The organism is Pantoea sp. USMM079, assembly GCF_037153115.1.
GTDB classification, from domain to species: Bacteria; Pseudomonadota; Gammaproteobacteria; order Enterobacterales; family Enterobacteriaceae; genus Pantoea; species Pantoea communis.
On the sequence record NZ_JBBCKX010000002.1, the window covers coordinates 318,017 to 343,921 of the forward strand.

The following is a 25,905-nucleotide window of genomic DNA, read 5'->3' on the forward strand; positions in this document are numbered from 1 at the left end:
TCCTGGCATCGACAACCGATAAAAAATATTCTGCGAAGGTTATTAATTCATTCCTGACAGGAATAATGACTTGAGACGGAAGTTGAATCGTCACACGCCATAACGTTGGAATTTTGTTAACAAACAGATCGCATGTTGCTGGGATTGTGTTCTGCTATACGCTTTAGGATTTTTACTTGAAAAATCGTTAAAAACGCAGAGTTAGCGGAGCGCAGCGGCCGTATATCAGCAGGCTAAAGACCGCATAAATAGTGTGATCTACTTCAAAAACCTACCTCACTACCCTGACGCCCCTCAGTTATTTTATCGTCGTTGTTTTGAGCAAAGTGCGCCGCAAAGTTGCACAACTCATGCATTGCGCGTTTTTTAGCCGCACGAAATGATAAATGTAACTAAAGTTATAGAGTGTACCGTTTGGTTCATTAACAACTACATAATAGAACGGTTACATCATGTCTCACTCAAAAGATCTCTTCGCTGTGCTCGGCCGCGTCATGGCGGTGGGTCTGTTCTTCGCTTCAGGTCTCGACAAAATCACCCACTACGCAGACAACCTACAAACCATGGCGAACAACGGTGTTCCGGCCTTTTTCCTGCCGCTGGTGATCCTGCTGGAAGTGGGGGGCGGTCTGGCCATTGCCTTTGGTTTTCTGACACGGTTCACGGCCATTTTTATGGCGGTGTTCTCGGTTCTGGCCGGATTCCTGTTCTATCAGGGATACAGCCACGCACACCTGATGGTGTGGTTAAAAAATATCTCCTGCGCTGCTGGTTTGCTGATGCTGTGTCTGAACGGCGGCGGTAAATGGAGCCTCGATCATCTGATTCAGCAACGTCTAGCACGTCATTAATATTTTCACCTAACCCTTTAATTATTCAGGATAACACCCATGAAAAAACTCCCGACAGTGCTGCTGTGCGGTGGACTTTTCTGTGCCGCGAGCCAGGCCGCCGAACCCGTTAACCAGGTCGCCGTATTAACCCATCACCAGGCGCAACAGCTGGTGGAGAAAGCTGAGCAGATTATTGGCAGCCATCACATCGGCGGCGCGATTGCGGTGGTCGATCCTTTTGGTCAGCTGATCGCTTATGAGCGTCTGGATGGTGCCACACTGGCCAACAGCGAACTCGCGCCGAAGAAAGCGCACTCAGCCGCCGCCTTTGGCGTGCCGACGTCCAGCTTCCAGCAGAAAATCGCTGCCGGTAATGTCGGCATGCTGGGTAACCCGGTGGTGGTGCCGCTGCCTGGCGGTGAGCCAGTGAAAGTGAACGGTGTGGTTGTGGGCGCCATTGGTGTCAGCACGCCAGATGGCAACGTGGATGCGGAAGCGGCGCAGGGCGCGCTGTCGGCGTTAAAAGCAGGTTAGCCATGGAAAGAAGACGTTTTTTACAACTGATGATGGCCACACCGGTCATCGTTTCTATCCCGTTGCAACCCCTGTTGGCCGCACCTGCTGATGCCTCACAAGCGCTGCTGTTGCGCGCCAGTGAACTGTTAACCGGACGCCGTGGCCTCGATATCGGCATTTCTGAACGGTTATGGACGCTGCTGTGTGAACAGGATGCAGGGTTCCCGGCTCAGCTAGCGCGCCTGATGACGCGTCTCAATGCGTTGCAAAGCGAAGATCGTGAGCAGATCGTCGCGCAACTCGATGACGCGGACGTGAAGACCGCGCTAACGATTATCTCGCCGTGGTATCTCGGCTATACCGGTCATCCATCTACGACCAAAGCGGTGGATGACGCGCACTTCGTGACCTTCCTGTCGGCGCTGATGTATGAGCCCACGCGTGATCACACCATTCGCCCAAGTTATGCCAGAGCGGGCGGAGATTACTGGGCCGAAGTGCCTCCGGGCGTGACAGCGCCACCGATGTCCACCTTGATCCGCGAATGGGGCGATCAATCGCCCCTCGCCGCAAAGCAGATTAAGCAGCCTGATGCACCCTGGTTACTGATGGTGCAGGGCAAAGCCAAAACCCTCGTGGAAGCCGAGGCGATGCTGGCGCAGCACAATACCCTATAACAAGAATCGAGCAGGTACATCATGAGTGAATTTGATGCTGACGTGGTGATCGTCGGCTCCGGTGCGCTGGGCGCCAACGCCGCTTATCAGCTGGCGAAAGCGGGCAAATCGGTGATTATGCTGGAAGCAGGGCCTTATATTCCACGCTGGAAAGTGGTGGAAAACTACCGAAACGGCGCCAGTAAACGTAACTGGTGCACGCCATATCCGAATCTGCCGTGGGCACCCAACTCTTACACCGAAGGCTATATCGATGCCAAAGGGGATGACGATTTCGAGTATGTCACCAGCTACTTACGCGTAGCCGGCGGCAGTACGCGTCACTGGGCATCTGCCTGCTGGCGCTTGTTACCCAACGACTTTAAGCTTAAAAGTGTGTACGGCGTTGGCCGCGACTGGCCGTTTGAATACAGCGAGCTGGAGCCCTGGTATGTCAAAGCCGAGCGCGAAGTCGGGGTGGTCGGCACCGCCGATGAGGACCAAAGCGGACAAGGGCGCGGTCACTATCCGCCACGTTCAGCGGAATATCCGCTGCCGCCGGAAGCCAAGCCGTATATGGTGCAGCGCATGCAATCAAAGCTGGGCCCGATGGGTTATCAGGTGATCCATGAGCCGCACGCGCGCGTGTCACGGCCCTATGATGGCCGTCCGGCTTGCGCGGGTAACAACAACTGCGAACCGATCTGTCCGATTGGCGCGATGTATTCCGGTGATATGCACGTCGATAAAGCCGTGGCGCTGGGCGTGCAGTTACGCACCGAATGTGTGGCCTGGAAGCTGGAGAAAGGCGCAGGTAACAAGATCGTCGCGCTGCACTACCGTCAGCCCGATGGCAAAGACACGCGCCTCACCGCCAAAACTTTCATCATCGCTGCTCACGGGCTGGAAACGCCGAAACTGCTGCTGATGAATGAAGTGGCCAACAGTTCCGATCAGGTCGGTCGTAACCTGATGGATCACACCGGTTTGAGCCTGACGTTCCTTGCTGACGAACCGCTGTGGACCGGGCGCGGTTCAGTGCAGCACGGTACTATCGCCAATCGCCGCGATGAAGCCAGTCGCGCACAGCACTCGGCGATCCGTTATTCACTGCGTAACCTGGTGCCCAACGTTGATGTCACTGTGCCGCTGCTGAAGCAAGGCATGATGGGGCAAGCGCTGGATGATGCGATTCGCGACCGCGCCTCGCGCATCATGAACATCAGTACCATGAGTGAAACGCTGCCAAGTCCGACCAACCGCGTGACGCCAAATTACGATCGCAAAGATTCAATTGGCCTGCCGATGCTCAACGTCAATTACCATCTTGATGATTACGTGCGCGGTATGCGCCCGCAGGCGTACAAGGATTTCGCTAACTTCCTGCAGGCCTTTAACGGTGAAGTGATTGAAGCCCCGACCGGCTGGCGTAATCAGTATCACATCATGGGCACCACCATCATGGGGGATAACCCGCGTGATTCGGTGGTCGATGCGCATTGTCGTAGCTGGGACCATCCCAATTTGTTCCTCGCCACCACCGGCGTGATGCCGACCTCTGCCACGGTGAACCCTACGTTGACGGGGATCGCGCTGGCGTTGCGTATGGCCGATACCATCGCGAGGGAGATCTGATCATGCGCAAACATATCAGACATCTGGCTGCGGCAAGCCTGTTGCTGGCCGGTGCCGTGCAGGCACAGGATGCTTCGCCGGATCTGGTCAAGCGAGGGGAATATCTGGCCACCGCCGGTGACTGCTCGGCCTGCCATCGCGATCCGCACAGTGGCAAACCTTTCTCGGGCGGTTACGCGATTCAGTCACCGATGGGGATGATTTACGGCTCCAACATTACGCCGTCGAAAACCGCTGGGATTGGCAACTATAGCCTGGCGGATTTCACTGCGGTGATGCGCAAAGGCAAAGCACCGGGCAATCATTACCTCTATCCGGCGATGCCTTATACCTCATTTGCCGGACTTTCAGATGAGGATATCCACGCACTTTATTCCTATCTGATGCTCGGCGTGCCAGCCGACGATCATCCGGCGCCTGAAACCGATCTGCCGTTCCCGTTCTCTTTCCGACCGGTGATGGCGATGTGGAATCTACTGTTCCTGGATAGCAAGGCCGTGCCGGGTAGCGATGCGGCCGCAGGCAGTGCAGAACGCGGCGAGTATTTGGTGCGCACGCTGGCGCACTGCTCCACCTGCCATACCCCACGTAACGGCATGATGGCGGAACAGGGCGATCGCTTCCTGTCGGGCGGCAAGGTTGGCAGCTGGACGGCACCGAATATCACGCCAGATGCACAGGCGGGCATCGGTGACTGGAGCGAAGCGGAAATTGTCACCTATCTGCGCACCGGCGCGCTGCACGGTAAAGCGATTGCCGCGGGTGAGATGGGCACCGCGGTGCAGAACTCGTTCTCGAAAATGCAGCAGAGCGATCTGGAGGCAATGGCGCATTACCTGAAGCAGGTGCCTGCGATTGGCGGCGCGGATCGTAAAGCCCCATCGGTAGCGCCACAGCCTACACCGCTGTCAGCCATTGAAACCGGCATGAAAAATGAGATCGCCGATTATGTCTCCGGCGATGCGATGAGCGGGGCGCAACTGTACAACGGTGCCTGTGCCACCTGCCACGCCAGTGACGGGCGCGGAACCCACGATGCTCAGCGTTTCTATCCCTCGCTGGTGGGATCTTCAGCGGTGCTGTCAGACGATCCCGCCAACCTGATCATGACGATTGCGGAAGGCGTGGACCGACAGACTGGCAACGATCACGCGTTTATGCCGGAATTTCGCACGCAATTTAGTCAGGCCGAACTGGCCAAAGTGGCGGACTACGTCTCTACCAACTTCGGCAACCCGCAGCATGCGATTACGCCAGCTGACGTTGAGCAAACGCTGAAAGGCGAAAGCGGCAGCTGGCTGGTGCGATACGCGCATGCGTTAAGCATCATCGGTGGCGTCGTTGCGCTGCTGGTGATCGTGGGGGCGTTGATCCTTCTTCTGCGCCGCCGGAAATAACTTTTACGGGCGGCGTTGACGTCGCCCGTATTCATAACGGTATGACCCTTTAAGGAGTAACTTCAATGAAAAAGGCTTTATCCCTTGCGCTGTTGAGCGCCGCGTTGTTTGGTTCTGCTGCCGCGCATGCCACCCTGACGCAAACCATTCTTTCTCAGGGCGATGCGCAGAAGCTGATCGCGGCCGCGCAGGAAAAAGCGCACGCGCTGAACGCCAACGTCTGTATTGCCGTGTTGGATCAGTCAGGCCAGCTGCTGGCATTTAACCGTATGGACAATGCACCGGTCGGCTGTATCGATTCCTCGATTCTGAAAGGTCGCGCGGCTGCGTTGTATCGCACGCCAACAGACAAATATATGGATCGCGCCAACGGTAAAGAACCGGCTATCGCGACCTTACCGGGCGTCATTCCGCTCGGCGGCGGCTCACCGGTGGTGTGGCAGAACAACACCATTGGTGCGGTGGGCGTCAGCGGTTCTGCTAACCCGAATGAAATCGCCATCGCCAAAGCAGCAAGCGACAGCTTTAAATAACGACGACGGTCATTGCTCAAATATTCATGACGGAAAGGTGCACTTTGATGCACCGGCGGGCGGCCTGAAGGGCGCCCGTGCAACACAACACCTCATTCAGTTCTCCTCCGACCTGCTCATCCATCAAGTTCCTGCGCCGCGCGCCGATAGTCTCTACAGAGGGATGTAGGTGCACAGGGAGTGGTTCATTTTTTAACCGAAAAAGTGTCAACTCCAGGAGCGCCATAATGGCCAAACACGCATCAAAGAAAACAATGAGCACCCGCACGCAGATGCTGCTGACGGGCGCCTTAACCATCACCCTCGGCTTTGCCGTCACCATCGGCGTGTTGAGCTGGCAGTCCAGCAACGAGCAAAAGTCACTGGCCGAAAACTATCTGCAGCAGATTGCACAAACCCAGGCACTGCAAATCCAGCAGGAGCTGAGCTATGCGCGAGACGTGGCGCATAACCTCGGCCACAGTCTGATAGCGCTGCCAGCCGCAGGGATTCAGGATCGTAAAGTCGCCGATAAAGTCATGGAGTCGGCACTGCGCGATAACCCTGACTACCTGTCGATTTCAGTGGTCTTTGAAGAAAACGCCTTCGATGGCCGCGACGCCGAGTTCGCCACCCAGCCAGGTGCTGCACCGAAGGGGCGTTATGCCTTCTTCGTCGATCGCGATCAGTCGGGCAATTTCAAGATGCACCCGCTAACCTCGATCTTTACACCGGGCCAGGGTGACTACTACCTGCTACCGCAGAAAAGTCAAAAAGACACACTAATTGAACCCTACAGCTATGCCTACAACGGTGTTCCCACACTGCTGACGTCCGTGGCGGCGCCGATTCTCAGCCAGGGGAAATTGTGGGGTGTTGTGACTTCAGATATTTCACTGGCCTCGCTGCAGGAGAAAGTGAATAAAATCAAACCCTGGGATGGCGTGGGCTACGCCATGCTGCTGTCCAGTGCGGGGAATGTAGTGTCTTACCCGGATAAAAACCAAACCAGCAAAGCGTGGAAAGGCGATACCCATCACTACAGTTCAGACGTCATGGAACAGCATGACGCGTTACTGGGTGAAGATGCATTGGTCACCTGGCAGCCGGTGGTGATCGGTAATAGCGATCAGAAATGGTATCTCGGGGTGGTCGCGCCGGTGAGTAAAGTGATGGCGGCGGCGCATCGTCAACTGGTCAACGCCGTGATCCTGATGATCATTAGCATTCTGGTGGTCTGCGCCCTGCTGGGGCTGTTATTCAGCCGCAAAGTATTGAAACCGATCGGTGGCGAGCCGCTGGAAGCCGCGACCATTGCGTTGGCGGTGGCGGACGGCAAGCTGGATAACGTCATCACACTGAAAGGGCGCGATAACAGCAGCCTGTTCTATGCGCTGCATACTATGCAAAACCAGCTGCGTGAGATTGTTGGGCAAATTCAGGACGCCAGTTCCTCCGTTCGTCAGGGCGCTGGCGAAATTGCCAGCGGTAACCTCAATCTGGCCTCGCGCACGGAAGAACAGGCGGCGGCACTGGAACAAACCGCCGCCAGCATGGAGCAAATCACCGCCACAGTGAAACACAACGCCACTAATGCGCATCAGGCGACGGCGTTGACGGAAAACGCCACGCAGATCGCCAGCCGGGGCGAATCGCTGGTGGGTGAAGTGGTACAGACCATGGCGCAGATCGATGACAGTGCGAAGAAGATTGGCGATATCACTGCCATCATCAACAGCATCGCTTTCCAGACTAACATCCTTGCATTGAATGCGGCGGTGGAAGCGGCGCGTGCCGGTGAGCAGGGGCGTGGTTTCGCGGTGGTGGCTTCTGAAGTGCGTAATCTGGCGCAGCGCAGTGCTAACGCCGTGAAAGAGATTGCGGCGCTGATTGAGGAGTCGAGCCAGCGTGTCGGCAGCGGTGTTCAGCTGGTGCAGGACGCCGGTAAGACGATGCAGGAGATGACCCAGGCAGTGAATTCAGTGCGGACTATCATCGGTGAGATCGTGGTGGCATCCGATGAGCAGGCGCGCGGTATCAGCCAGGTCACCATCGCGGTGAATGAAATGGACGGCACCACCCAGCAGAACGCCGCGCTGGTGCAACAGATGTCGGCGGCGGCCAGTTCGCTGGAAGATCAGGCGGCACAACTGGCACAAACGGTGGGACGTTTTCAGTTGAGTTGAGCCAGCCGTCTGCGTTGCAGACCTTGTCACAACGGGCCGCGCCTTATAACGTAAGGCGCGGCCTTGTGCTATTTGCTCATGGCCGACAATGACCTCCACACATCGGGAACCCTCATGAATCGCCAGCAACTGTTCGAACACATCAGCCAAACCTACCAAATTGAACCCGACTATCCGTGGAAAAAACACAGTGAATACGCGGTACTGCGGCACCCTCGCCACCGTAAGTGGTTTGCGCTGGTGTTCCCGCTGGAGAGCCACAAACTCGGATTGGACGCAGGACCGGTGGTACAGGTGATGAATATCAAAACCCGTCCCGAACTCACCGGCTCCCTGCGCCAGCAGCACGGCGTCTATCCGGCTTATCACATGAACAAAGAGCACTGGATCAGCCTGACGCTGGAAAATGGCTTGCCGGATAGCGAGATCATTGCGTTGCTGGATGACAGCTTCAGCTTAACGTTTTAGGCTTTCGCGCCACGATGACATTGAGCGGTGACATCGGGAACGGCTGCATCCGTTGGACGCGCTCAATATCAAATCCTGCCTGCTGCAATTCCTCGCCCAGCACACCTTCATTCGTGACGTTGTAACCTCGCATCATTAACGGGGTGAAAAATGGCAGCACCTGCCGTGCATCTTCGGGATGCTCAGAGACTTCTGCATGGGCGCTGAGCAGCAGTCCGCCTGGTTTTAAGCGCGTGTACCACTCACGCAGCATCGCCTGTCTGTCCGCCATAAAATAAAGAAACGATGAACTCCAGATAATGTCCACCTGACGCCCTTCAGGCAATTTCGCCAGCGCGCAACAGCGATCGCTCAGGCCGGCTTTTTCGATGTTGCGCTGTGCAACGGTGGAGGTTTGAGGCAGGTCGAGCACGATCACCGAAAGCTGCGGAAAGCGTTGCGCTAACGCAATGCTGATCAACCCCGGACCGCCACCCATATCCAGCAGTAGCGCCGGACGCTGAAAATCAGCCAGGGTATCAGCGATTGCGCAGGCGGTGTCCGCGCTCAGCGCACGCTGTTCCTGGGCGATTTGATGCAAGGCGGCATCCGCCCACGCGGTATCGATTTGCAAAGGATCCTGCCAGCCGGGTTCCGCCTGCGTCAGCAGTTGTGGCAACCGCTGAGCGAACTGCTGTAACACCTGATGACGATAGCGCCAGGCGTCACCGATATAGCGGCGACTGTCGCGACACAGATAAGTATGCACATCGGGTGCCAGCACAAAGCAGTCAGCTTCATGCGTGAGCAGTTCGGTACTCCATAACAGGCGTAACAGATGATAGGTCTGATGCGGCTGCCAGTCATAATGTTGAGCGACTTGCGCAGCCGTGGCAGGTAACGCCAGAAAATCAAACAAGCGGTGTTCAAATGCCAATGCCACCGCGCCGTTGAGGGCGTGCTGAGCCAGCAGATGATCGAGGGTAGGAAGCGGTGAACGCATGGCAATCTCCTGAACAGGTAACGTAAACATCAGACTAGCCTTTGGCGTAAATGCAATTTATTCTCATTTGTCTGCGAGACGGTGATTTAACTCTGCGAAAGGAGAAAGGATGCAAAAGCCTGGTGAAATGCGTGTGCGCCAGCATCAACTGTCGCGAGAGATGCGCATGGTGCAATCGGATTACTGGCCCGTGCAGGCACTCTGCGAGTCTTCAAAACCGTCTAACGAGCAGCCACAGCTGGTGCTGACTTTTGGTGTGCAGGGAGAATCGCGCTTTCGGGAAAGCAACGGACGTGAGATCGCTTTCAGCGCCGGGCATCTCACCGTGACCAGTTTTAAGGCCAGCCAGGGCGAGCGTTTGTATCGCGCGGGTGAGCGGGTGCAACAGGTGCGCCTGATTCTCAGTGCGGCGAATGTGCGCCACTATTTTGGCGAACAGGCTGCAGAAGGATTGTTGCAGCCTCAGCTTAAGCGCCACCTTTTTAGCCGTTTCGGCCACGCCACCGCGGCGCAACTCAGCCAGGTGCATGAGGATCCGTTGTTACTGGAAATTCAGGCGCTCAGCCTGTTGGCGTTGCATCGTCATCAGCTTCAACCCACGAATACTCAGCACAAGCTACATCCTCAAATGGTTGAACGGCTGGAACAGGCACGCGACTGGATGCGCAATCATCTGGCTGATGCTTTCTCGCTGAGTGCGCTGGCGCTGGCGGCAGGGTTAAGTGACTACCAGTTGAAAACAGGGTTTCAGCAGCATTTTCACTGCACGCCGGGCGCGATGCTGCTACAGATGCGCATGGAGTTCGCGCATCGCTTGCTGGAACAGGGATTTCAGGTGGCTCAGGCGGCATGGCAGGTGGGATATCAACATCCACGCAATTTCAGCGTCGCGTTTCAACGCTATTTTGGACGCCCGGCCAGTGCGATTACCGGGCGCAGAAAGCAGGATTAGCGTGAACGACGAGACGGCATCATGCGCAGTAATGTGTTGTCTTTGAATAAATAATGATGCGCCAGTGCCGCAACGGCATGAATACCAATCAGCCAGTAGCCGTAAGGGGCGAGTGTTTCATGCCAGTCTGCAATGCTGTCAGCAAAATCAGGATCGGGATCGCCGCTCACCGGCATCGGAATACCAAAAATCCACCAGGTGCGGCCCATATAGAAGCGCGACAAAATGCCGAGAATCGGCAACACAATAAAGAACAGGTAGATCGCCAGATGCATGAGGTGCGCCAGGCCGGTTTGCCAGTGTGGCGGTTTAGGGACTATCGCCGGGCTGCGATGACGAAAGCGCAGAATGACGCGTGACAGCATCAGCACCAGCACACAACTCCCTGCGCTGAAATGACCAATGATCATGGCAAAGCCCTGCCAGGATCCGCGCGTCGCTAATCCGCGAAATTCCATGGTGCAATAGGCCGTGACGACCAGCAAGAAAGTCAGCCAGTGGAGAAAAATCTGCGAAGGGGCGTATTTGGTGCTCATCATTAATTCCATCAAAGGGCGTAGCAGAAGCGCTAACATAGCGGAAAGCGTACTGAATTAATTCATATTTTGACACATACCCCGACGAAATGCTTACCGCTGGGCTTCCGATGCCTGCATCAGTTGGCTGAGTAAAGACTGCAGTTGCTGTTGCTGATCAGCACTTAACGTTGCCAGTTGATCACGCTGCGTCTCAGTATGAACCAGCAGGGCTTGCTCAATCTTTTGACGTCCGGCATCGGTTAAGGCGACCAGCATACTGCGCTTATCCTCAGGGGCGGCCACGCGCTCAATGGATCCCACCTCCTCAAGACGATTGAGCCGATTAGTCATTGCGCCAGAAGTAATCAGCAGCGATTTGTACAACTGCGTGGGAGAAAGGCAATAGGGAGGGCCAGCACGTCGCAACGTAGCGAGCACATCAAACTCCCCATCGCGAAAATGGAAAGGAGCCAGTGCCTCCGCGCGCCGGGTGGCGAGGTGCTTCATGATGCGCAACATGCGGCCAAATATCGCCATTGAGGAGGCATCCAACTCCGGCATGGCGTTGGCCCACTGCTCGATAACAAAATCAACGTGGTCGGTCATATTTCCCCTCGAATGTGTTGCTTAGTGCGCATCCCTCTATCGAAATGCCGCAAAGTATCTTAACGTTAAGATACTTTCGACGCACATGGAGATGCAAAGTGACTCGTAGCTTACCTGCTTTAGGCATGTTTGCTTTACTGGTTTTCATCATCGCACTGAATTTACGACCGATCATGGCCGCCATTGGACCGTTGTTTCCGATACTGCAACGCGAATCCCACCTCAACGCCACGCAACTCAGTTTACTCACCACCTTGCCGGTGGTGATGATGGGGGTGTCTGCCCTGGCGGGGCCGTGGTTGCTGCGTTGCGTTGGTGAGGTTCGCGGCATCGCCGCCGGTTTGATTCTTTTGGCGTTAGCTTGCCTTTTACGCGGTGCTGTCCCAACTGCTGAGATGCTGATTGCCAGTGCGCTGGTGGCGGGCATTGGCATAGGCTTAATTCAGGCATTGATGCCTGCGCTGATTAAACGGCACTTTGCTGCACAGGCCGGCACGCTAATGGCACTGTTTACTACCGGAATTATGGCGGGCGCAGCGCTGGCAGCCGCAACGGCCGCCCCGTTGGCGGATGCGCAGGGGTTGGGCATGGCGCTTGCCATACCCGTTGTGCCCGCGATTGTTGCGGTACTGCTGTGGTTAATCACGTTGAGCAATATCGTTCCCGCTGCTCACGTTCAGCATGCTAAAACTGCGCGAACGGGCCGTACCTGGTTACTCATGGTGTTCTTCGGAATTGGTACAGGGGCTTACACGCTGGTATTAGCCTGGTTGCCGCCGTTTTATATGCAGCATGGTTGGACGCCGCAGCACAGCGGCTATGTGCTCGGTGCACTGACGCTAACGGAAGTGGTGGCGGGCTTTATCGTGTCGGGCTTGATTCATCGCTTCCGTGACCGCCGTTTTCCGCTGTTGCTGGTGCTGACCTTCTTGCTGCTGGGATTAATCAGCCTGATATGGCTGGGCGGCGCGCTGGCCTGGTTGCCCACTGTGCTGCTCGGATTGGGGATTGGTGCACTGTTTCCGCTATCACTGATCGTGACGCTCGACCATGCGCATTCTCCGGAAGAGGCAGCGGGATTGTTATCCTTTGTGCAAGGCGGCGGCTATTTGCTGGCCGCGCTAATGCCCTAGATGGCCGGCATTGTCCTCGATCGTGCCGACTCACTGGATAGCGCATGGGCCATCATGAGCGTCGGGGTGGTGGTTTTGATGGTGATGGCATTACGTTTTAAACCTCACCTCACGCAGGGATGATGACTGTATGAAACGGTTGAATCGATATATATCTTGTTTTATAACGCCTGCCTGACTCTTCTATGTCCATCAAAAGGAAATGACCACGTGAACCTGTTTATCTTTTACGTAGGCGGTAATGCCGGAAAATCTAACATTGAAGTGCATGACATCCAGTTCGTTGCTGCAGAAAAGCCCGAGGATGCCTGGCCTGCATTGCGTGAAGCCTGGTTTGGTGATGCGGATAAAATCCACGTCGATGGCTATGCGCGCGTGACCTGGGCTGATGGCTATCGCGTGTCTCTGTCTGATAAGCCCACCACCGGCAGTGAAAAGCTGTTTTTTGTTAACGCCGGTGCGTACCATCCTTCCACTTTGGCTGAGTTGCATGCCTTCGATCTTTTCGTTGCCAAAGACGTTAAGGAAGCGAAAGCCAAAGGACTTGCTAACCTGTTGCCCGGAACAGACCATCAGCACAAAGATAATCTGAAAGATGTGGATGATTGTTTGCTGCTGGAAAAGATCGGTGACCTCTATATTCATTTAACGCCAGATAGTGATGGCGAACCCTTCCGCCCGGAGTGGCAGGGTTATCAGCCGATTGGTATCGCGTGATCGCCGGGGCGCCGCTGCTGGCGCCCGCAAAGCACAGGAGTTTATATGTCACCACAAGTCGGTGTAGGGGTATTGATTTTCCGTGAAGGAAAACTGTTACTGGGCCGCCGCAAGGGCAGCCACGGTGCCGGGGATTGGTCAGCACCCGGCGGACATCTGGAATTTGGTGAATCTCCGGATGAGTGCGCACGACGTGAAGTGCTTGAAGAAACCGGATTAACCCTGACCGAATTGCAAAACGGCGCATTCACCAGTGATGTGTTCCCTGAGGCCAACAAGCACTACATCACCTTGCTGCTGGTGGCACATCACCCGCAGGGGGAACCGCAGTTGATGGAGCCGGAAAAGTGCGAAGGCTGGCAGTGGTTTGCACCTGAAGCCTTGCCGCAGCCGCTGTTCGCGCCGCTGCGCACATGGATTGCTCGCGATGGCTTAGCCGCGTTGCAACATCTCGCACAGGTTACAGCGCGATAATCGCCTCAATCTCAACCTTCAGATCCGGTGAGAACAGCTGGCTAATTTGCACCAGCGAACTGGCGGGTAGATGCTCGCCATAATGTTTAAAGAGTACGGCCCGCAGATCATTAATCTGGGCAAAGGAGGTGATGAAAATGGTCACTTTAATCAGATGGCTCAGCGAGGTATTTTCGGAAGCCGCAATCAGGTGCAGCTGCTGAAAGATAGCCTCAGCCTGTGAGGCAATATCGCCTTGCTGCGCGGGTGTGGCAAAGGCTGTTAAACCTGAAACATATAAGGTGTCGCCATGCTTCACCGCGTGCACATATGGCGCTTTCACTTCGCCCAGTTCCGGGTAATTTTTGCGTATCAACATCGATTGCTCCTTAATCCAGTTTTAACACCATCACCGTGACGTCCTCATCGGCGATATTTCGCTGTTCCACGTCCTGCCAGCCAAAGCGGCGATACAAGGCCTGTTGGTCAGGTGTATACAGCCAAAGTGCAGGGATCGATTTTGCTCGCGCTTCGGCAATCAGGCGGGTCACTAATGCACTGGCCAACCCTTTACCGCGATGTTCGCGGGCGGTGATCACTTCACCCAGCCAAAATTCACGCTCGGGGATATCACTCAATTCGTAATGGATGATGCTGGCGGTCGCCATTAACTCGCTTTCGTGCGTGGTGGCAAACAGCGTCATCGTTTGGGCATCAGCGGCATTGCGTGATTGCAGCCGCTGGTGGATCACATCGCGGTCATGCCAGTTAGGTAGCTCGGACCATTCGCGGTGTAGCATGTCAGCAATTTCATCATAGAAATGTGACATCTGGGCCAGACAGTGTATCTGCATCCATCATTCTTCAAGGCTAACAGAGGAGTCAAACAACATAACCGTTAACCTCGAAAGGAACCAGGCTATTCGCCTGGTTCTTATGCTTAGGTTGTCTGGTTGGCCAAAGCCACCGCATCTTCCCCGGCGGGAATGCGCATTGGTGCGTTGGGATCGGTTGCCGCTTGCCATATCGCGGCGGCGACATCTTCGGCTTTGGTGGTGGGCTGCGGTTGGTGCATGCTTGCCATAATACCATCCAGCATCGGTTGATAGGCGTCGAGGAAGGTTTGCTCCATGCGCGGCATGGCGTTCTTGCCGAAATCGGTGGTGGGTGCCAGGCCCGGTAACACCAGTCGCACATTAACATTAAACGGCTGCAACTCCAGCGCCAGTGATTCGGTAAACGCATTGACGGCGGCTTTGCTGCCGGTATACACCGCCAGCAGCGGCAGGGATTTCAGCGTCACGGTGGACGTCACGTTGATCACCGTACCGCCGCGTTTGGCGCGGAACTGAGGCAGCACCGCCTGCGTCATGGCGATAGTGCCCAGCGTGTTAGTCTCAAACACTTCGCGTACCGTGGACATCGGCGTGCCTTCCAGTGAGGTCAGCACACCAATCCCGGCGTTGTTCACCAGTACGTCGATTTCGCCTGCGTCAGCGATTGCCCGTTTGATGCTTTCTGCATTAGAGACGTCCAGCGGCAATAAACGTAAATTTTCCGAAGTCGGGAATAGCTCGGGGCGAGGATGACGCATAGTGGCAATCACCTTCCAGCCGCGTTCCAGGAAATAGATCGCGGTGGCGTGTCCGAAGCCAGAAGAACAGCCGGTGATAAGGATCGTTTTCATCTTTCACTCCTGCATTGCATTGGGTAGATGCTCACTATAGAGTCAGTGAGATGGACTCACTACAATGCAAAGTCCATATTTCATTCGCAGGAGTCCATAATGATCGATCCCCTTGCTGAGATAGTGTCACTGCTGCAACCTCAGGCGGCCTTTTCCAAACGTGCACGCGCCAATGGTCGCTGGCGCGTCAATCGCAGTGAAACCGGACAGCCGTTTTACTGCCTGGTACTGGCTGGGCGCAGTCAATTGAAGATGAAAGGGCATGAACCCATCTCACTTGAGCAGGGCGATTTTGTCCTGATCCCAGCGGCGTGGGAGTTCTGCATGAGCAGTGCCGAGCCACCCGATGACGATGCGCCTGAAACACTACCCGAAATGCTTAGCCCCGGTGAATTCTGGATTGGCGATCAGCAGCAGCCTGCCGAAGTGCAAACGCTGATTGGCTATTGCCAGTTTGGTGCGCCTGACGCGGGATTGATCGTCTCGCTGTTACCCCAATTTATTCATATTCGCGGGGAATCACGGCTGACCACACTGGTACAACTGGTGATGGATGAGTGTCGTGCGCAGCGTCCTGCTCGCCATGTGGTACTAGAACGCCTGCTGGAACTGCTGCTGATTGAGGCGCTGCGTTCGATGCCAATCTGTCATGCTTACCCTGGCGTGATGAGTGGTTTAGCCGACGAACGTCTGGCGGCGGCCATCCGCGACATGCACGCCAACCCGGCGCATCCCTGGACCGTGGCGCAATTAGCCAAAGTTTCCGCGCTATCCCGTTCGGCATTCTTTGTGCGTTTCCGCGCAGCAGTGGGCGTAGCGCCGATGGTTTATCTGCTCACCTGGCGCATGGCTTTGGCCAAAAATTTACTGCGTGGCAAAAATATGGCGGTAGCGGATGTCGCAGAACGCGTCGGCTATCGTTCCGCCAGCGCGTTTAGTGTGGCCTTCACCCGTTATGTGGGGCAACCGCCCGCATGGTTTGCCGCTCAACAGGAAATTTAGCGGAACAGCTTAAGATTTCCCGTCAAACCCGTAATTTTCTTTTTAGGGCCAATCAGACCAATCGCAACCAGCTCTATATGGTCACTGTGGGCGCTGGCAATCCGCTCGCCGTACTCCTCGTAAGTTTTGCAGGACTGCGCCAGCGCACTAAACGGCATCGCGAAGATCTCTGGGTCCGCGTTGCTTGCCTTTTGCAGTTCACGCAGATAGCCACCTTCCGCCAGCAGCACAGGCAGGGGAGCATAAATCACACCGGGATAGTTGAGCCCATCTTCACTCTGCAAATCCGGGCCGACGATGTGATCAATCAGCTTGCCAAAGCTGATGCCGATGACGCTGGCTGCATTCAGCGCCAGCCCGGTGGGTAACTGGTTGTCGATGATGAGTGTGCAGCGATGTTGGTGAGGATCGAATTGCATGGGTAACTCCGTAAGCAACTGAGATAAAGCGCCATAGTGGCTGAGGTGAAAATTATGCGGCAGGCAGTGAGAAAAGTGCTTGCGGAGTTCATTGAAAAAAGCATTCATTAAGGATGAATATTCCTGTTTAACGCTATCAATGGAAAGGATTAACCTAAAATGAGTTTGAGCAAGACAGATATCCAAATACTGGAACATTTGCAGCGGGACGCACGTGTGACGAATCAGGATCTCGCGGATGCCATTGGCCTCTCTGCATCACCGACATGGCGCAAAGTGCGCAAACTGGAAGAGGATGAGGTGATTCAGGGCTATCGCGCCGTGCTCAATCGTAGAAAGATTGGCCTGAATGTGATGGTGTTTGTGCGTGTCACCATCGACAGCCATAGCGAAGCCGAAGCGCGTAAATTTGAAGCAGAAGTGACCGCGCTGGAAAATGTGGTCTCCTGCTACAGTATTGGCGGCGATGCGGACTTCTTATTGCAGGTGGTGTCGGCAGATATGGATGCCTATGCGGACTTTGCGATGTAGGTGATTCGGCGATTGCCGGGTATTAAAGAGATGCAAAGTATGTTCGTGTTGAAGGAAGTGAAAGGGATGACGGGGTTGCCTTTACAACCGAGATGAACGGCTCATAGGCAAATAGGTAATAAAGCAAACGTGAAACCCCTGTCTCTTGCTATTCTCGAGGCTTGCGCTATTGATTGTTGCGGTGATGTGCATGGCAGAAAATTAGCGCTGAACGGTTTGCTCGACATCTCTTCTGCCAGATTGACCTGCCGCCGCTAGTTGGCTGTCGAAGTGATTTACTAATACGGTAAAGGTTTCTTGAGCCTTCATACGATAAAGCTGCCTTGAAGGATGAATGCAATCGGGAGACAGCAATGACTGCCAGTCTTTTATCGCCAGAATTCGTTTGTATTGTCGAACTAATGGCACCGACTGGCTGCGTGAAATGGCATCAAGTTGCGTGACATAAGGGGCAATACCCCATTTCTCCGCTCGACCACAAATAGGATGTGGCTCCTGTAGAACCACCTCTTTGCCTTCTTCACGCGCGATGTTTATGAGTTGAGTCATTACCTCATTATATCTTTGTGGGCTGACTCGGTAATCTGCTGCGATATCGTTAAAATGAAAATGTCGCGCATCATTGGTCGCGAAGTTTAACAGGATAATTTTTGCCGGAGATGCTTTCATCTCATCACGCCAGGTTTTATTTTTTTTGTAGTAATATTTCGCATTGAGTAGCTCAATTGCCTGGGATGAAGATACGCCCTTATTTATGATTTGGATCCCTTCGCCATACTTTGCCGTTAGCATGTCATCTAACAAGCCGATCTCGTTATCTTTGATGAAAATTGCATGCACTTTGCCATTTTCACGCACCGCCATTGCACCCTGGGTGCTGGAGCCGCCATAGGCTTCGATAATAAATGGCGTTACGACAGGGAGCGTATTGGCTATTGCATCATTGTTGGATGCCAAAGCGTAAATTATGACTGCACTGACGAACTTAAAAGGTTTGAGCATGCGTTTCCAATGCCTGTAAACGTATATGTGTGAGCTTGAATCCATCGTTCCGAAACATGCAGGTAATAAATGATGAATCGGGAAAATTTGCTTTAACACTGTTTTTTGCACTTTAACAGGCATGCATGCAAGACAACAATCTGAAAACTATACTGAGGTAATGAAATTAGGCGGATTCTTAAGCAAAGAATCTTGTGATAAAATTTAATTATTAATAATCATGTACTTATCTTTCTCATGGCACAATTGGATTGCAATGTCTCATTTTTTCAAAACCCAGTCGCTTACAATAACTTAACGTTACTATTATAAAATCATGGGGCAACCTTCATCCATGATAAAGTTTAAAAATCGCTCAGGCGTTGAATAACATATTGATAATAATAATTTTGAGAGACTTTGGGTGTGGCAAGCCAAGCGACAAACACATTCAATCTTCATTTCTTTTTATTATATAAATCAGGCATGTCCATTAATGGAGTGATTTTATTGATTTTTGAAATCAATGGCGATAATCCTAATATCTATTGCAAGGCATGTAATCGGAATTAACCAGTGTTAGCATTTAGCCGCTATCAAAATCTAACGTAATGACTCATTTCAAAGGTATGAGATGTGAAAACCTATTCTTTTTTATCCAGTCGTAGTATTGGGCTGGACCTGCTGCGCGCTGGTCTAATTATAGAGGGTGTCTTACTTCATGCTTCACGAAGTTTGCCTGGTGAAAATAGCTGGTATTACACTGCGCAACGCGATCCGGCAGAATTGTTCACAGCTTTGCTTAGTCTGTTTCATACTTTCAGAATGGAAGTCTTTTTCTTCCTCTCGGGTATGTTTTCAGCTTTGATCATACTGCGCAAAGGCCAGCAATTTTTCATCACCAATCGCCGTAAGCGTGTGTTGGTTCCTCTAATAACCGCCTATATCATTATTCCACCACTTATGTATGCGATTGGGGGAATGATTGATAATAAAATATTGACGTGGGAAGGGTGTTTTGAGAGCTACGGTGTAATGCATCATCTGTGGTTTCTGATCTCTTTGTCCATCCTGTCTCTGCTGGTTCCGATTGCATTTTATGACTGGTCAGCCCGACAATTTGGCAAACTTTCACTGCCTGTCTTGATGGCGCTGCTGATTGCACTAGGTAATGTTGGTTTTGTGTTGAAGTTTTTAGTTAAAGAGCACGGCGATTTTGCCGAATTGCTGCCCATCACTGCACGTTTTCTGGTCTATTACGCGGCAGGATATGCACTTTATATTAATAGAGAGCAGATTTCACGTTATGCGAACAGTAAGCTAATGAATGGCTGGATTGTCGGTGCATTGATGGCGCTGGTGTGGTTTTGCTTCTATGTGGTCGCGCATTATCACGTTGAAAGTGCCGTTAAATACCTGCCCGTGTTAGTCGGAAGTGTGCTCTCTGTGGTGCTCTGCTACTGGCTGGTGTTTACCTTCGAACGTATACAGGTTAAAGAGAATCGGCTGCTGACCGCCATTGTAGATTCTGCACTGATTATCTACTTACTTCACTACCCGGTGGTGGTCGTTTCTGCATGGTTGATTGATGATTGGTTGCCCGCCAATCTGTCGGTGACTTACGTGTTGCTGGATTGCGTTATCGGGATTGTAGTCAGTGCAATTTTGTACTGGTGTATCAAGCGCTCCCGTTTGGCATCATTGCTTTTCGGGTTGAAACCGAAAGCGAAGAAAATCCCTGTCCCCATTGAGACGCGTTTGTGACGTTTTGTCAGAAAAGCCGTAACCGTTAATCAGTATTTGTCGGGTGGAACTATTCATGGTTCTAAAACTCCGAAATATTTAGTTTAACTGCTTGGGTAAAATATTGAATCAAGCACGCCCAAGAAAGTAGAGGAATATAGCGTTTCTTAAAATAATGGCAGCCAAATGGCTGCCATTATAAATTACGCCTCTAACCCCGCATTATGCATCCCACGGCGCAGCGTGAAGTTCACGCCCATGGTGAGGAGGGGATCTGGCGGATTCCACTCTGGCTTCGGCAGTGACAGCAGGTAATCAATGGTATCGTTGCGTTTACCCGCCAGCCAGTCGGCCAGCATGGTGCCCATGGCGGTACAACGTACGGTGCCGAGACCATTACAGCCCAGCGCGCCATACACATTCTTGCGCAATTCGCCAAACAGGCTGGAACCGTTGCGCGTCATCCCTAAGCCACCGCCCCAGGTGTGTTCGAAAGGCACATCTTTCAACGTTGGATAGCGACGTTCAAATGACTGGCGATGGGTTTGGCGATACTTCTCGGTGTAGCCCGGCTTGTGGCGTCCATCTTCGTTGAAGCTGAAGCTGTTACGAATCAGGATGCGATTGTCATGCGTACGACGCGAAGTGGTGCCAAACGGATCCGCTGGAATAATGCCCCAGAAATCCTCACCGCCAATGCTGTCCTGCTCGGACTTGGTCAGCGGACGGGTCAGGCTGCCGTAGGTGAAAATCGGGAAAATGGTGCGTGGGCCAAAGCCAAAATGGGTACCAAAGGCGTTATTGCCCAGAATCAACTTATCGGCAGTGATGCGGCCGGTCGCATGATGCAACACGATCTGCGGTTCATACTCAATCGCGGTGATGGCAGTATCTTCATACAGCGTGACGTTTTCCGGCAAGCTGTCTGCCAGACCTTTCACCAGTCCTGAAGGCTGAACCAGAATGGTACCCGGCGTATAGAGCGCTTTGCGATAGAAGCTGGTGCCGAAAATATCTTTCAGCGCACTGCCTTCGATGATTTTGCACTTCTCACCTAAAGCTTCAAGGCCACCGCGATAGGCATCCAGCACCGCCATGCCGCTGTCTTCAACCGCTGCCTGATACTTACCAGAATGGCGCATATGCGCGTCGGTAATATTATGCTCTTCCACCAGATCCTTCAGAATGCGCTGGCCGGTCTGGTTCAGATTGAGGATATTGCGGGCAACGGTTTTATCGCCGATGTAATCCGGTGCGCTGATGTCGTGCGGCACGTCGATCAGGAAGCCCGCGTTGCGTCCAGAAGTGCCAAAACCAACCTGTTGGGCTTCGACCAGAATCACCTGATCGTTAGGGAAGTTCAGCGCCAGACGACGCGCGGCTGCCAGGCCAGCAAAACCACCGCCGATCACCACCCATGGCGCTTTGGCATCACCGACCAGCGCGGGCTTAGGAATACGCTTCTGGCTGGTGTGGAACCAACCTGGCGTGGGGTCATCGGAAGGCAGCGCATCAATGCGCAGTAACGATTCAGGATCGTTTGGCAGATTGTCTGTCAACAGCGTTGCGCCACCGCCCGCGGCAATGACTCCGGCACCGATTCCTGTGCCCACCAACAATTTCCTTCTGGAAATACCCATGTAAAAAAGACTCCTCGATGCAGATAAGTTGTTCTAAAAATTGCCTGCGCTGCCTGAATTCGGGCCAGATAGCGACGTTACGCATTGCTAAAAAATGTGTGACTTATGTTTCTAGGTATATTTCATGTATACATGATGTATTCAGATTATTTCGATTTGTAAAATCCGTGTCAACCCTGTTTTGTGTAAGCCGATGGCGAGTGGGCAGGTCAGTTCCTGGAATAACTCTTGCATCATCACCAGCGATCAATGCCGTGACTTGCTGGAGAAAGCTGTGAACCTCAATACCTATAAGTATTTCAATGAAGTCGCTGCGACGGGATCGATACGCCGTGCCGCAGACCGCCTGCACGTTGCGCCATCCGCTATCAGTCGGCAGATTGCACTACTGGAGCACACACTGGGTGTGATGTTGCTGGAACGCACCAATACAGGGATTCGATTAACACCAGCGGGGACGCTGCTTGAAGGTTTCACGCGTAAGATGTGTCGCGATCTCGACCGTATTCATGAGTCGATAAAGAATTTAAAAGGTTTGCGTGAAGGTGAAGTCAAAATATGGGTGATTGAAGCGGTGGTGCAGGCGATTTTACCGCGCATCATGACGGACTTTAATGAAAATTACCCGGCGATACAGTTTTCGATTAATAGTGAATCGTCCGACCGCACGATAGAAGCGATTATTCGCGATGAAATCGATATTGGTATTGTGTTTAACATGGGTGACCGACCTGGAATAGAAGTGATTAAACGCTGCGCTGCACCCATTCAGTGCCTGGTTTCACCCGGTCATCCCCTGGCACAACATCAATCCCTGAGTCTGGAAGATATTTGTTTTTATCCGATTGCGCTGCCGGTCTCCAGTTTTGGCATGCGACAAACCTTCGATAAAGTCACGCGCAGCCTGCATCTCCATCCGCACTCGATCGTGAATACCAACAACCTGGAACTCACCAAAGCTATGGCGATCGCCGGCCGTACACTGACCATCGGTCCGAAGCAGATTGCTGCCCGCGAAATCGAACAAAATATGCTGCGTGCAATCCCCATTGATAATGAAGCGATGGAATCCGCCAACATTGAAATATGTGTCCATCGCGACCGTACACTCTCTTTTGCTGCTCACCAATTCCTTAAACATGTGTGCCGGGAATTCAATTAAACATGAATTCATCCGTTATCGTCATAATTTTCCCTTATCCATAAATTAAAAATCGAGGAAATTGACCGGGTTAATGCGTTGGTTTTTGGTGTTCTAAAAGCGGCAACACAGCGTGCTGCATTCGATATTACGGATAGCCCGAAATTGCGTGGTATTTATTTCCCATCGCAGAGTTTGCACACCAGAAGTGAATGCTTATCGCCAACCAGGGGAAAAACATGCCGGACATCATGACTAACGGAATTCGAACGCATTACGACATCGAGGGAACAGGTCCGGCGCTTATTTTTGTGTCAGGACTCGGCGGCACGGCAGCGTACTGGCAGCCGCAACTGGCGGCTTTTGCCCAGCACTATACCGTGGTGACTTACGATCAACGCGGTGCAGGCAGCTCAGATCATCCAGCCGGGCCATACAGTATCGACACGTTGGTCGAGGATTTGCTGGCGCTGATTACTGTACTGAAACTGGAGCGACCGGCGTTGATTGGTCATTCAACCGGTGGCGCGATTGGTCAGCTGCTGGCCGCGCGCCATCCTGAGTTGCTTTCCGGCATGGTGCAATATGCCAGCTGGGCAAAATCGGATAGTCATTTTAACTGGTGTTTCCGTATGCGCCGTGCGTTGCTGCTCGGCAGCACCATGGAAGAGTATGTGCACGGTAGTGCGCTGTTCCTCTATCCGCCTGAGCATATCAAAACCCATGCGGAGAGCCTGTCACCGGGACTGCTGGCCTCAGCAACCCGCTTTCCCGCTCGTGATGTGGTGCTCAGCCGTATCGACGCCATCATGGCGCATGACGCCACCGCGCAACTGGCAGCCATTCAAACGCCAACGCTGGTGTTGTGTGCACAGGATGACATCCTTACGCCGCCCTATCAGTCGCGTTTTCTCGCGCAACACATCCCCGGCGCAGAACTGAAAATTGTGCCACAGGGGGGCCACAGCTTCTCCGAAAGCGAAACGTCATTATTCAACCAAATTACGCTCGAGTTTCTCGCGGGCATTCACGCGTCAGCGTAATGAATGAAGGAGTGTCACATGAGCCAATCTGATCAACGCAATGTGGAGTTCGGCGTGTTTCTGCCGGTGGGCAACGGCGGCTGGATCACCTCAACCACCAGCCCGCAGCTGCCAGCCACCTACGACTACAACAAACAAGTGACGATTCTGGCGGAGCAACTGGGGTTTGATTTTGCCCTGTCGATGGCGAAGTGGCGCGGCTACGGCGGTCCTTCGCAACACTGGGATGTCACGCTGGAAAGTTTAACCACCATGGCGGGCCTGGCCGAAGCCACCAGCCGGATTGGTGTTTGGGGCACCGTGCACACTATGGTGTTTCACCCTGCGGTGGTAGCCAAAATGAGCGCCGTGTTGGATCAAATCTCCAAAGGACGTTTTGGCCTCAACATCGTATCGGGTTCGAACCCAACCGATCAGGGACAGATGGGCTTATGGATGGATCTCGACCACGCCGAGCGTTATGAACTGGCGGCTGAGTGGCTGACGGTGCTGAAGCGCTTGTGGACCGAGGATCGTGTTGATCATCAGGGCAAGCATTATCAGCTGACCGACTGCATGTCGAATCCTAAACCGGTTTCGCCGCCGCCGATTATCTGCGCAGGCGCGTCGGATCGCGGTTTCCTGTTCACCATGGAGCACTGCACCGGCAGTTTTATGCTGGGTTCCGATCATGATGATTTCATCAAAACCGGATTGCGTGCCAAAGAGCTGGCGATGCAGCAGGGCAAGCCGGATTTCAAAACCTACGGCTTGTTTACCATCGTACCGGGCGCCACCGATGCAGAAGCACGCGAACGTGTGGCGCTGTATGACGCCGGTGTCGACACCATCGCGCTCGATAACCAGACGCGCGAGTACTCCGGTGATAAGAGCTTTAAACAGAACACCATGGCGCAGCGCTTTGTTTCGCAGGGGGAACAGCGTAACTCCATGACGCGTGCCGCGCTGGTGGGGTCAGCAGAAACCATCGGCAACAAGCTGGCAGCGATTGTGAAGGGCGCACATCTGGATGGCGTGACGGTGATCGTGCCGGACTTTATCGATGACCTGCGCATTGTCGGTACCGACGTGCTGGAAGTGCTGGAGCATCACGGCGTGAATACCCATGCACGCGCCTATCAAAAATCCATGACCGCTTCGTAGGGGAATTCCCCTGCCAAAACATAAATCACTTTACCGGGAGTCTAATGATGAGAATAAAGATGATGATGGCTGTTGCTGTGGCTGCGGTATTGGCGAGCAGTGCAATTCAGGCGGATGAGAGCAAACCGCGCGTGGCAGGTCTGTTCACGCAAACGGTGACACAGGGTTCCTGGGATATGGCGGGCTACGCCGCGTTTAAATCCATGGCGGATAAACAGGGCTTTGCGCCCAGCTATCTTGAGCACACCACTTATGAAGCGGCTCCGTCGGTATTACGTCAACTGGCTTCCGATGGCGTGAAGTTAATTATCGCGCACTCTTCGGGCTATTCGGCGGCCATCAAAGAAGTCGCGCCATCGTTCCCGAACACCCAGTTCGTGTTGTATTCCTACGAGGGGTCTACCGCCAACTTGCCAAACTATTCGGCGTGGTCCGTGGATTGGGATGAATACGGCTTTGTGCTCGGCGCATTAGCCGCCAGCGCCAGCAAAAACGGGCACATCGCGGTGATCAGCGGTGAACCTATTCCGTCTGCGGAACGCACCGTGCAGTTCATCAAGAAAGGTGCTGCCTACGTGAACCCGAAGGTGCAGGTGGATTCTGCCTATGTCGGTTCATTTACCGATGTCGCGCGCGCCAAAGAGATCGCCACTGGCGCCATCGCACGCGGTGCAGACTTTGTCATTCCTTCTGCGGATACCGCCGACGCGGGTATCCAGCAGGCGGCGGATGAAGAGGGCGTGCTGACCATCGGTTCCTACACTGATCAATCGAAATCCTTCCCGAACTCAATCATGACCTCAACGGTGATGAACTTTGAAAAATCCTATGCGGATATTGGCAAACACTATGCCGATCACCAATTAGGTAACCGCATCATCACTGAGAACCTCTCCACCAATGGCTGGACGCTTTCGACGCCATTTGCGCACGTTGATAAATCAGTGCAGGACAAGGTGTTCCAGGTCATCGCTGACCTGAAGTCTGGCAAAGTGAAGATTGAGGAGTAGC

General features: G+C 53.6%; 26 protein-coding genes and 2 pseudogenes. 19 read left to right on the forward strand and 9 right to left on the reverse strand.

The window, feature by feature from the left end; all coding sequences use genetic code 11:
• Positions 1-452: 452 nt before the first annotated feature.
• The 8 genes from WFP70_RS06000 to WFP70_RS06035 all read left to right on the forward strand — a co-directional run bounded on the left by WFP70_RS06000 (position 453) and on the right by WFP70_RS06035 (position 8,203).
• Complete coding sequence (locus WFP70_RS06000) at positions 453-851, forward strand: DoxX family protein (RefSeq protein WP_337022949.1); 399 nt, start codon at positions 453-455, stop codon at positions 849-851.
• Positions 852-890: 39 nt separating this feature from the next.
• Complete coding sequence (locus WFP70_RS06005; RefSeq protein ID WP_034829790.1) at positions 891-1,367, forward strand: GlcG/HbpS family heme-binding protein; 477 nt, start codon at positions 891-893, stop codon at positions 1,365-1,367.
• A 2-nt stretch (positions 1,368-1,369) separates the two neighbouring features.
• Positions 1,370-2,026, forward strand: coding sequence for a sugar dehydrogenase complex small subunit (locus tag WFP70_RS06010; RefSeq protein WP_337022950.1), 657 nt, complete (start codon positions 1,370-1,372; stop codon positions 2,024-2,026).
• A 21-nt stretch (positions 2,027-2,047) separates the two neighbouring features.
• Complete coding sequence (locus WFP70_RS06015; protein ID WP_182058372.1) at positions 2,048-3,640, forward strand: GMC family oxidoreductase; 1,593 nt, start codon at positions 2,048-2,050, stop codon at positions 3,638-3,640.
• Between the two features lie 2 nt (positions 3,641-3,642).
• Positions 3,643-5,037: a c-type cytochrome gene (locus WFP70_RS06020; RefSeq protein WP_337022951.1), complete on the forward strand. Its 1,395-nt coding sequence runs from the start codon at positions 3,643-3,645 to the stop codon at positions 5,035-5,037.
• 65 nt (positions 5,038-5,102) lie between these two features.
• Positions 5,103-5,570 (forward strand): GlcG/HbpS family heme-binding protein, encoded by a 468-nt coding sequence (locus WFP70_RS06025; protein ID WP_034829794.1) that lies wholly within the window; start codon positions 5,103-5,105, stop codon positions 5,568-5,570.
• A 227-nt stretch (positions 5,571-5,797) separates the two neighbouring features.
• The gene (locus WFP70_RS06030) at positions 5,798-7,735 is read left to right on the forward strand and encodes a methyl-accepting chemotaxis protein (protein WP_160834502.1); all 1,938 of its coding nucleotides are present in this window, start codon (positions 5,798-5,800) and stop codon (positions 7,733-7,735) included.
• A 114-nt stretch (positions 7,736-7,849) separates the two neighbouring features.
• A complete protein-coding gene (locus tag WFP70_RS06035; protein ID WP_337022952.1) occupies positions 7,850-8,203 on the forward strand; it encodes an MmcQ/YjbR family DNA-binding protein in 354 nt (117 codons plus the stop codon).
• On the opposite strand, the gene WFP70_RS06040 is transcribed toward WFP70_RS06035, so the two are convergent.
• Positions 8,187-9,185 carry a methyltransferase domain-containing protein gene (locus WFP70_RS06040; RefSeq protein WP_337022953.1) on the reverse strand — a complete coding sequence of 333 codons (999 nt, stop codon included), beginning with the start codon at positions 9,183-9,185 and terminating at the stop codon, positions 8,187-8,189. The genes WFP70_RS06035 and WFP70_RS06040 overlap by 17 nt on opposite strands.
• Before the next feature lie 109 nt (positions 9,186-9,294).
• Between WFP70_RS06040 and WFP70_RS06045 the strand changes: the two genes are divergently transcribed.
• The gene (locus WFP70_RS06045) at positions 9,295-10,137 is read left to right on the forward strand and encodes an AraC family transcriptional regulator (RefSeq protein ID WP_337022954.1); all 843 of its coding nucleotides are present in this window, start codon (positions 9,295-9,297) and stop codon (positions 10,135-10,137) included.
• On the opposite strand, the gene cybB is transcribed toward WFP70_RS06045, so the two are convergent.
• Positions 10,134-10,673 carry a cytochrome b561 gene (gene cybB, locus WFP70_RS06050; RefSeq protein ID WP_034829799.1) on the reverse strand — a complete coding sequence of 180 codons (540 nt, stop codon included), beginning with the start codon at positions 10,671-10,673 and terminating at the stop codon, positions 10,134-10,136. The genes WFP70_RS06045 and cybB overlap by 4 nt on opposite strands.
• Before the next feature lie 93 nt (positions 10,674-10,766).
• Entirely contained in the window at positions 10,767-11,261 is a 495-nt protein-coding gene (locus tag WFP70_RS06055; protein ID WP_337022955.1) for a MarR family winged helix-turn-helix transcriptional regulator, read from the reverse strand.
• A 125-nt stretch (positions 11,262-11,386) separates the two neighbouring features.
• On the opposite strand from WFP70_RS06055, the pseudogene WFP70_RS06060 reads away from it, so the two are divergent.
• The 3 genes and pseudogenes from WFP70_RS06060 to WFP70_RS06070 all read left to right on the forward strand — a co-directional run bounded on the left by WFP70_RS06060 (position 11,387) and on the right by WFP70_RS06070 (position 13,585).
• A pseudogene (locus WFP70_RS06060) lies at positions 11,387-12,517 on the forward strand (MFS transporter).
• Between the two features lie 87 nt (positions 12,518-12,604).
• Positions 12,605-13,111, forward strand: a complete 507-nt coding sequence (locus WFP70_RS06065; RefSeq protein ID WP_034829802.1) for a DUF1543 domain-containing protein — start codon at positions 12,605-12,607, stop codon at positions 13,109-13,111.
• Between the two features lie 45 nt (positions 13,112-13,156).
• The gene (locus tag WFP70_RS06070) at positions 13,157-13,585 is read left to right on the forward strand and encodes a nucleotide triphosphate diphosphatase NUDT15 (protein ID WP_160867678.1); all 429 of its coding nucleotides are present in this window, start codon (positions 13,157-13,159) and stop codon (positions 13,583-13,585) included.
• Here the strand turns inward: WFP70_RS06070 and WFP70_RS06075 are convergent.
• From WFP70_RS06075 to WFP70_RS06085, 3 genes are all read right to left on the reverse strand, one after another.
• Positions 13,572-13,943, reverse strand: a complete 372-nt coding sequence (locus WFP70_RS06075; RefSeq protein WP_160834509.1) for a RidA family protein — start codon at positions 13,941-13,943, stop codon at positions 13,572-13,574. The genes WFP70_RS06070 and WFP70_RS06075 overlap by 14 nt on opposite strands.
• Positions 13,944-13,953: 10 nt before the next feature.
• Positions 13,954-14,418 carry a GNAT family N-acetyltransferase gene (locus WFP70_RS06080; protein WP_337022956.1) on the reverse strand — a complete coding sequence of 155 codons (465 nt, stop codon included), beginning with the start codon at positions 14,416-14,418 and terminating at the stop codon, positions 13,954-13,956.
• An 86-nt stretch (positions 14,419-14,504) separates the two neighbouring features.
• On the reverse strand, positions 14,505-15,251 hold the full coding sequence (locus tag WFP70_RS06085; RefSeq protein WP_337022957.1) for an SDR family oxidoreductase: 747 nt from the start codon (positions 15,249-15,251) through the stop codon (positions 14,505-14,507).
• Positions 15,252-15,350: 99 nt separating this feature from the next.
• Between WFP70_RS06085 and WFP70_RS06090 the strand changes: the two genes are divergently transcribed.
• Positions 15,351-16,253, forward strand: coding sequence for an AraC family transcriptional regulator (locus tag WFP70_RS06090; RefSeq protein ID WP_160867675.1), 903 nt, complete (start codon positions 15,351-15,353; stop codon positions 16,251-16,253).
• Here WFP70_RS06090 and WFP70_RS06095 read toward each other — a convergent pair.
• Entirely contained in the window at positions 16,250-16,672 is a 423-nt protein-coding gene (locus WFP70_RS06095) for a DUF2000 domain-containing protein (RefSeq protein WP_337022958.1), read from the reverse strand. The genes WFP70_RS06090 and WFP70_RS06095 overlap by 4 nt on opposite strands.
• A 159-nt stretch (positions 16,673-16,831) precedes the next feature.
• Here WFP70_RS06095 and WFP70_RS06100 point away from each other — a divergent pair.
• Positions 16,832-17,299: pseudogene (locus tag WFP70_RS06100) on the forward strand (Lrp/AsnC family transcriptional regulator).
• A 105-nt stretch (positions 17,300-17,404) separates the two neighbouring features.
• Here the strand turns inward: WFP70_RS06100 and WFP70_RS06105 are convergent.
• Positions 17,405-18,205, reverse strand: a complete 801-nt coding sequence (locus tag WFP70_RS06105; protein ID WP_337022959.1) for an SGNH/GDSL hydrolase family protein — start codon at positions 18,203-18,205, stop codon at positions 17,405-17,407.
• A gap of 615 nt (positions 18,206-18,820) precedes the next feature.
• On the opposite strand from WFP70_RS06105, the gene WFP70_RS06110 reads away from it, so the two are divergent.
• Positions 18,821-19,948, forward strand: coding sequence for an acyltransferase family protein (locus WFP70_RS06110; protein ID WP_337022960.1), 1,128 nt, complete (start codon positions 18,821-18,823; stop codon positions 19,946-19,948).
• Between the two features lie 182 nt (positions 19,949-20,130).
• Here the strand turns inward: WFP70_RS06110 and WFP70_RS06115 are convergent, their stop codons facing one another.
• Positions 20,131-21,540 carry an NAD(P)/FAD-dependent oxidoreductase gene (locus WFP70_RS06115; protein ID WP_337022961.1) on the reverse strand — a complete coding sequence of 470 codons (1,410 nt, stop codon included), beginning with the start codon at positions 21,538-21,540 and terminating at the stop codon, positions 20,131-20,133.
• Positions 21,541-21,760: 220 nt separating this feature from the next.
• Here WFP70_RS06115 and WFP70_RS06120 point away from each other — a divergent pair, with 220 nt between their 5' ends.
• The 4 genes from WFP70_RS06120 to WFP70_RS06135 all read left to right on the forward strand — a co-directional run bounded on the left by WFP70_RS06120 (position 21,761) and on the right by WFP70_RS06135 (position 25,904).
• Positions 21,761-22,729, forward strand: a complete 969-nt coding sequence (locus tag WFP70_RS06120; protein WP_337022962.1) for a LysR family transcriptional regulator — start codon at positions 21,761-21,763, stop codon at positions 22,727-22,729.
• Positions 22,730-22,947: 218 nt separating this feature from the next.
• A complete protein-coding gene (locus tag WFP70_RS06125) occupies positions 22,948-23,751 on the forward strand; it encodes an alpha/beta fold hydrolase (protein WP_337022963.1) in 804 nt (267 codons plus the stop codon).
• Positions 23,752-23,769: 18 nt separating this feature from the next.
• Entirely contained in the window at positions 23,770-24,894 is a 1,125-nt protein-coding gene (locus WFP70_RS06130; RefSeq protein ID WP_337022964.1) for an LLM class flavin-dependent oxidoreductase, read from the forward strand.
• A 44-nt stretch (positions 24,895-24,938) separates the two neighbouring features.
• Positions 24,939-25,904, forward strand: coding sequence for a BMP family protein (locus WFP70_RS06135; protein ID WP_237449345.1), 966 nt, complete (start codon positions 24,939-24,941; stop codon positions 25,902-25,904).
• Position 25,905 lies beyond the last annotated feature (1 nt).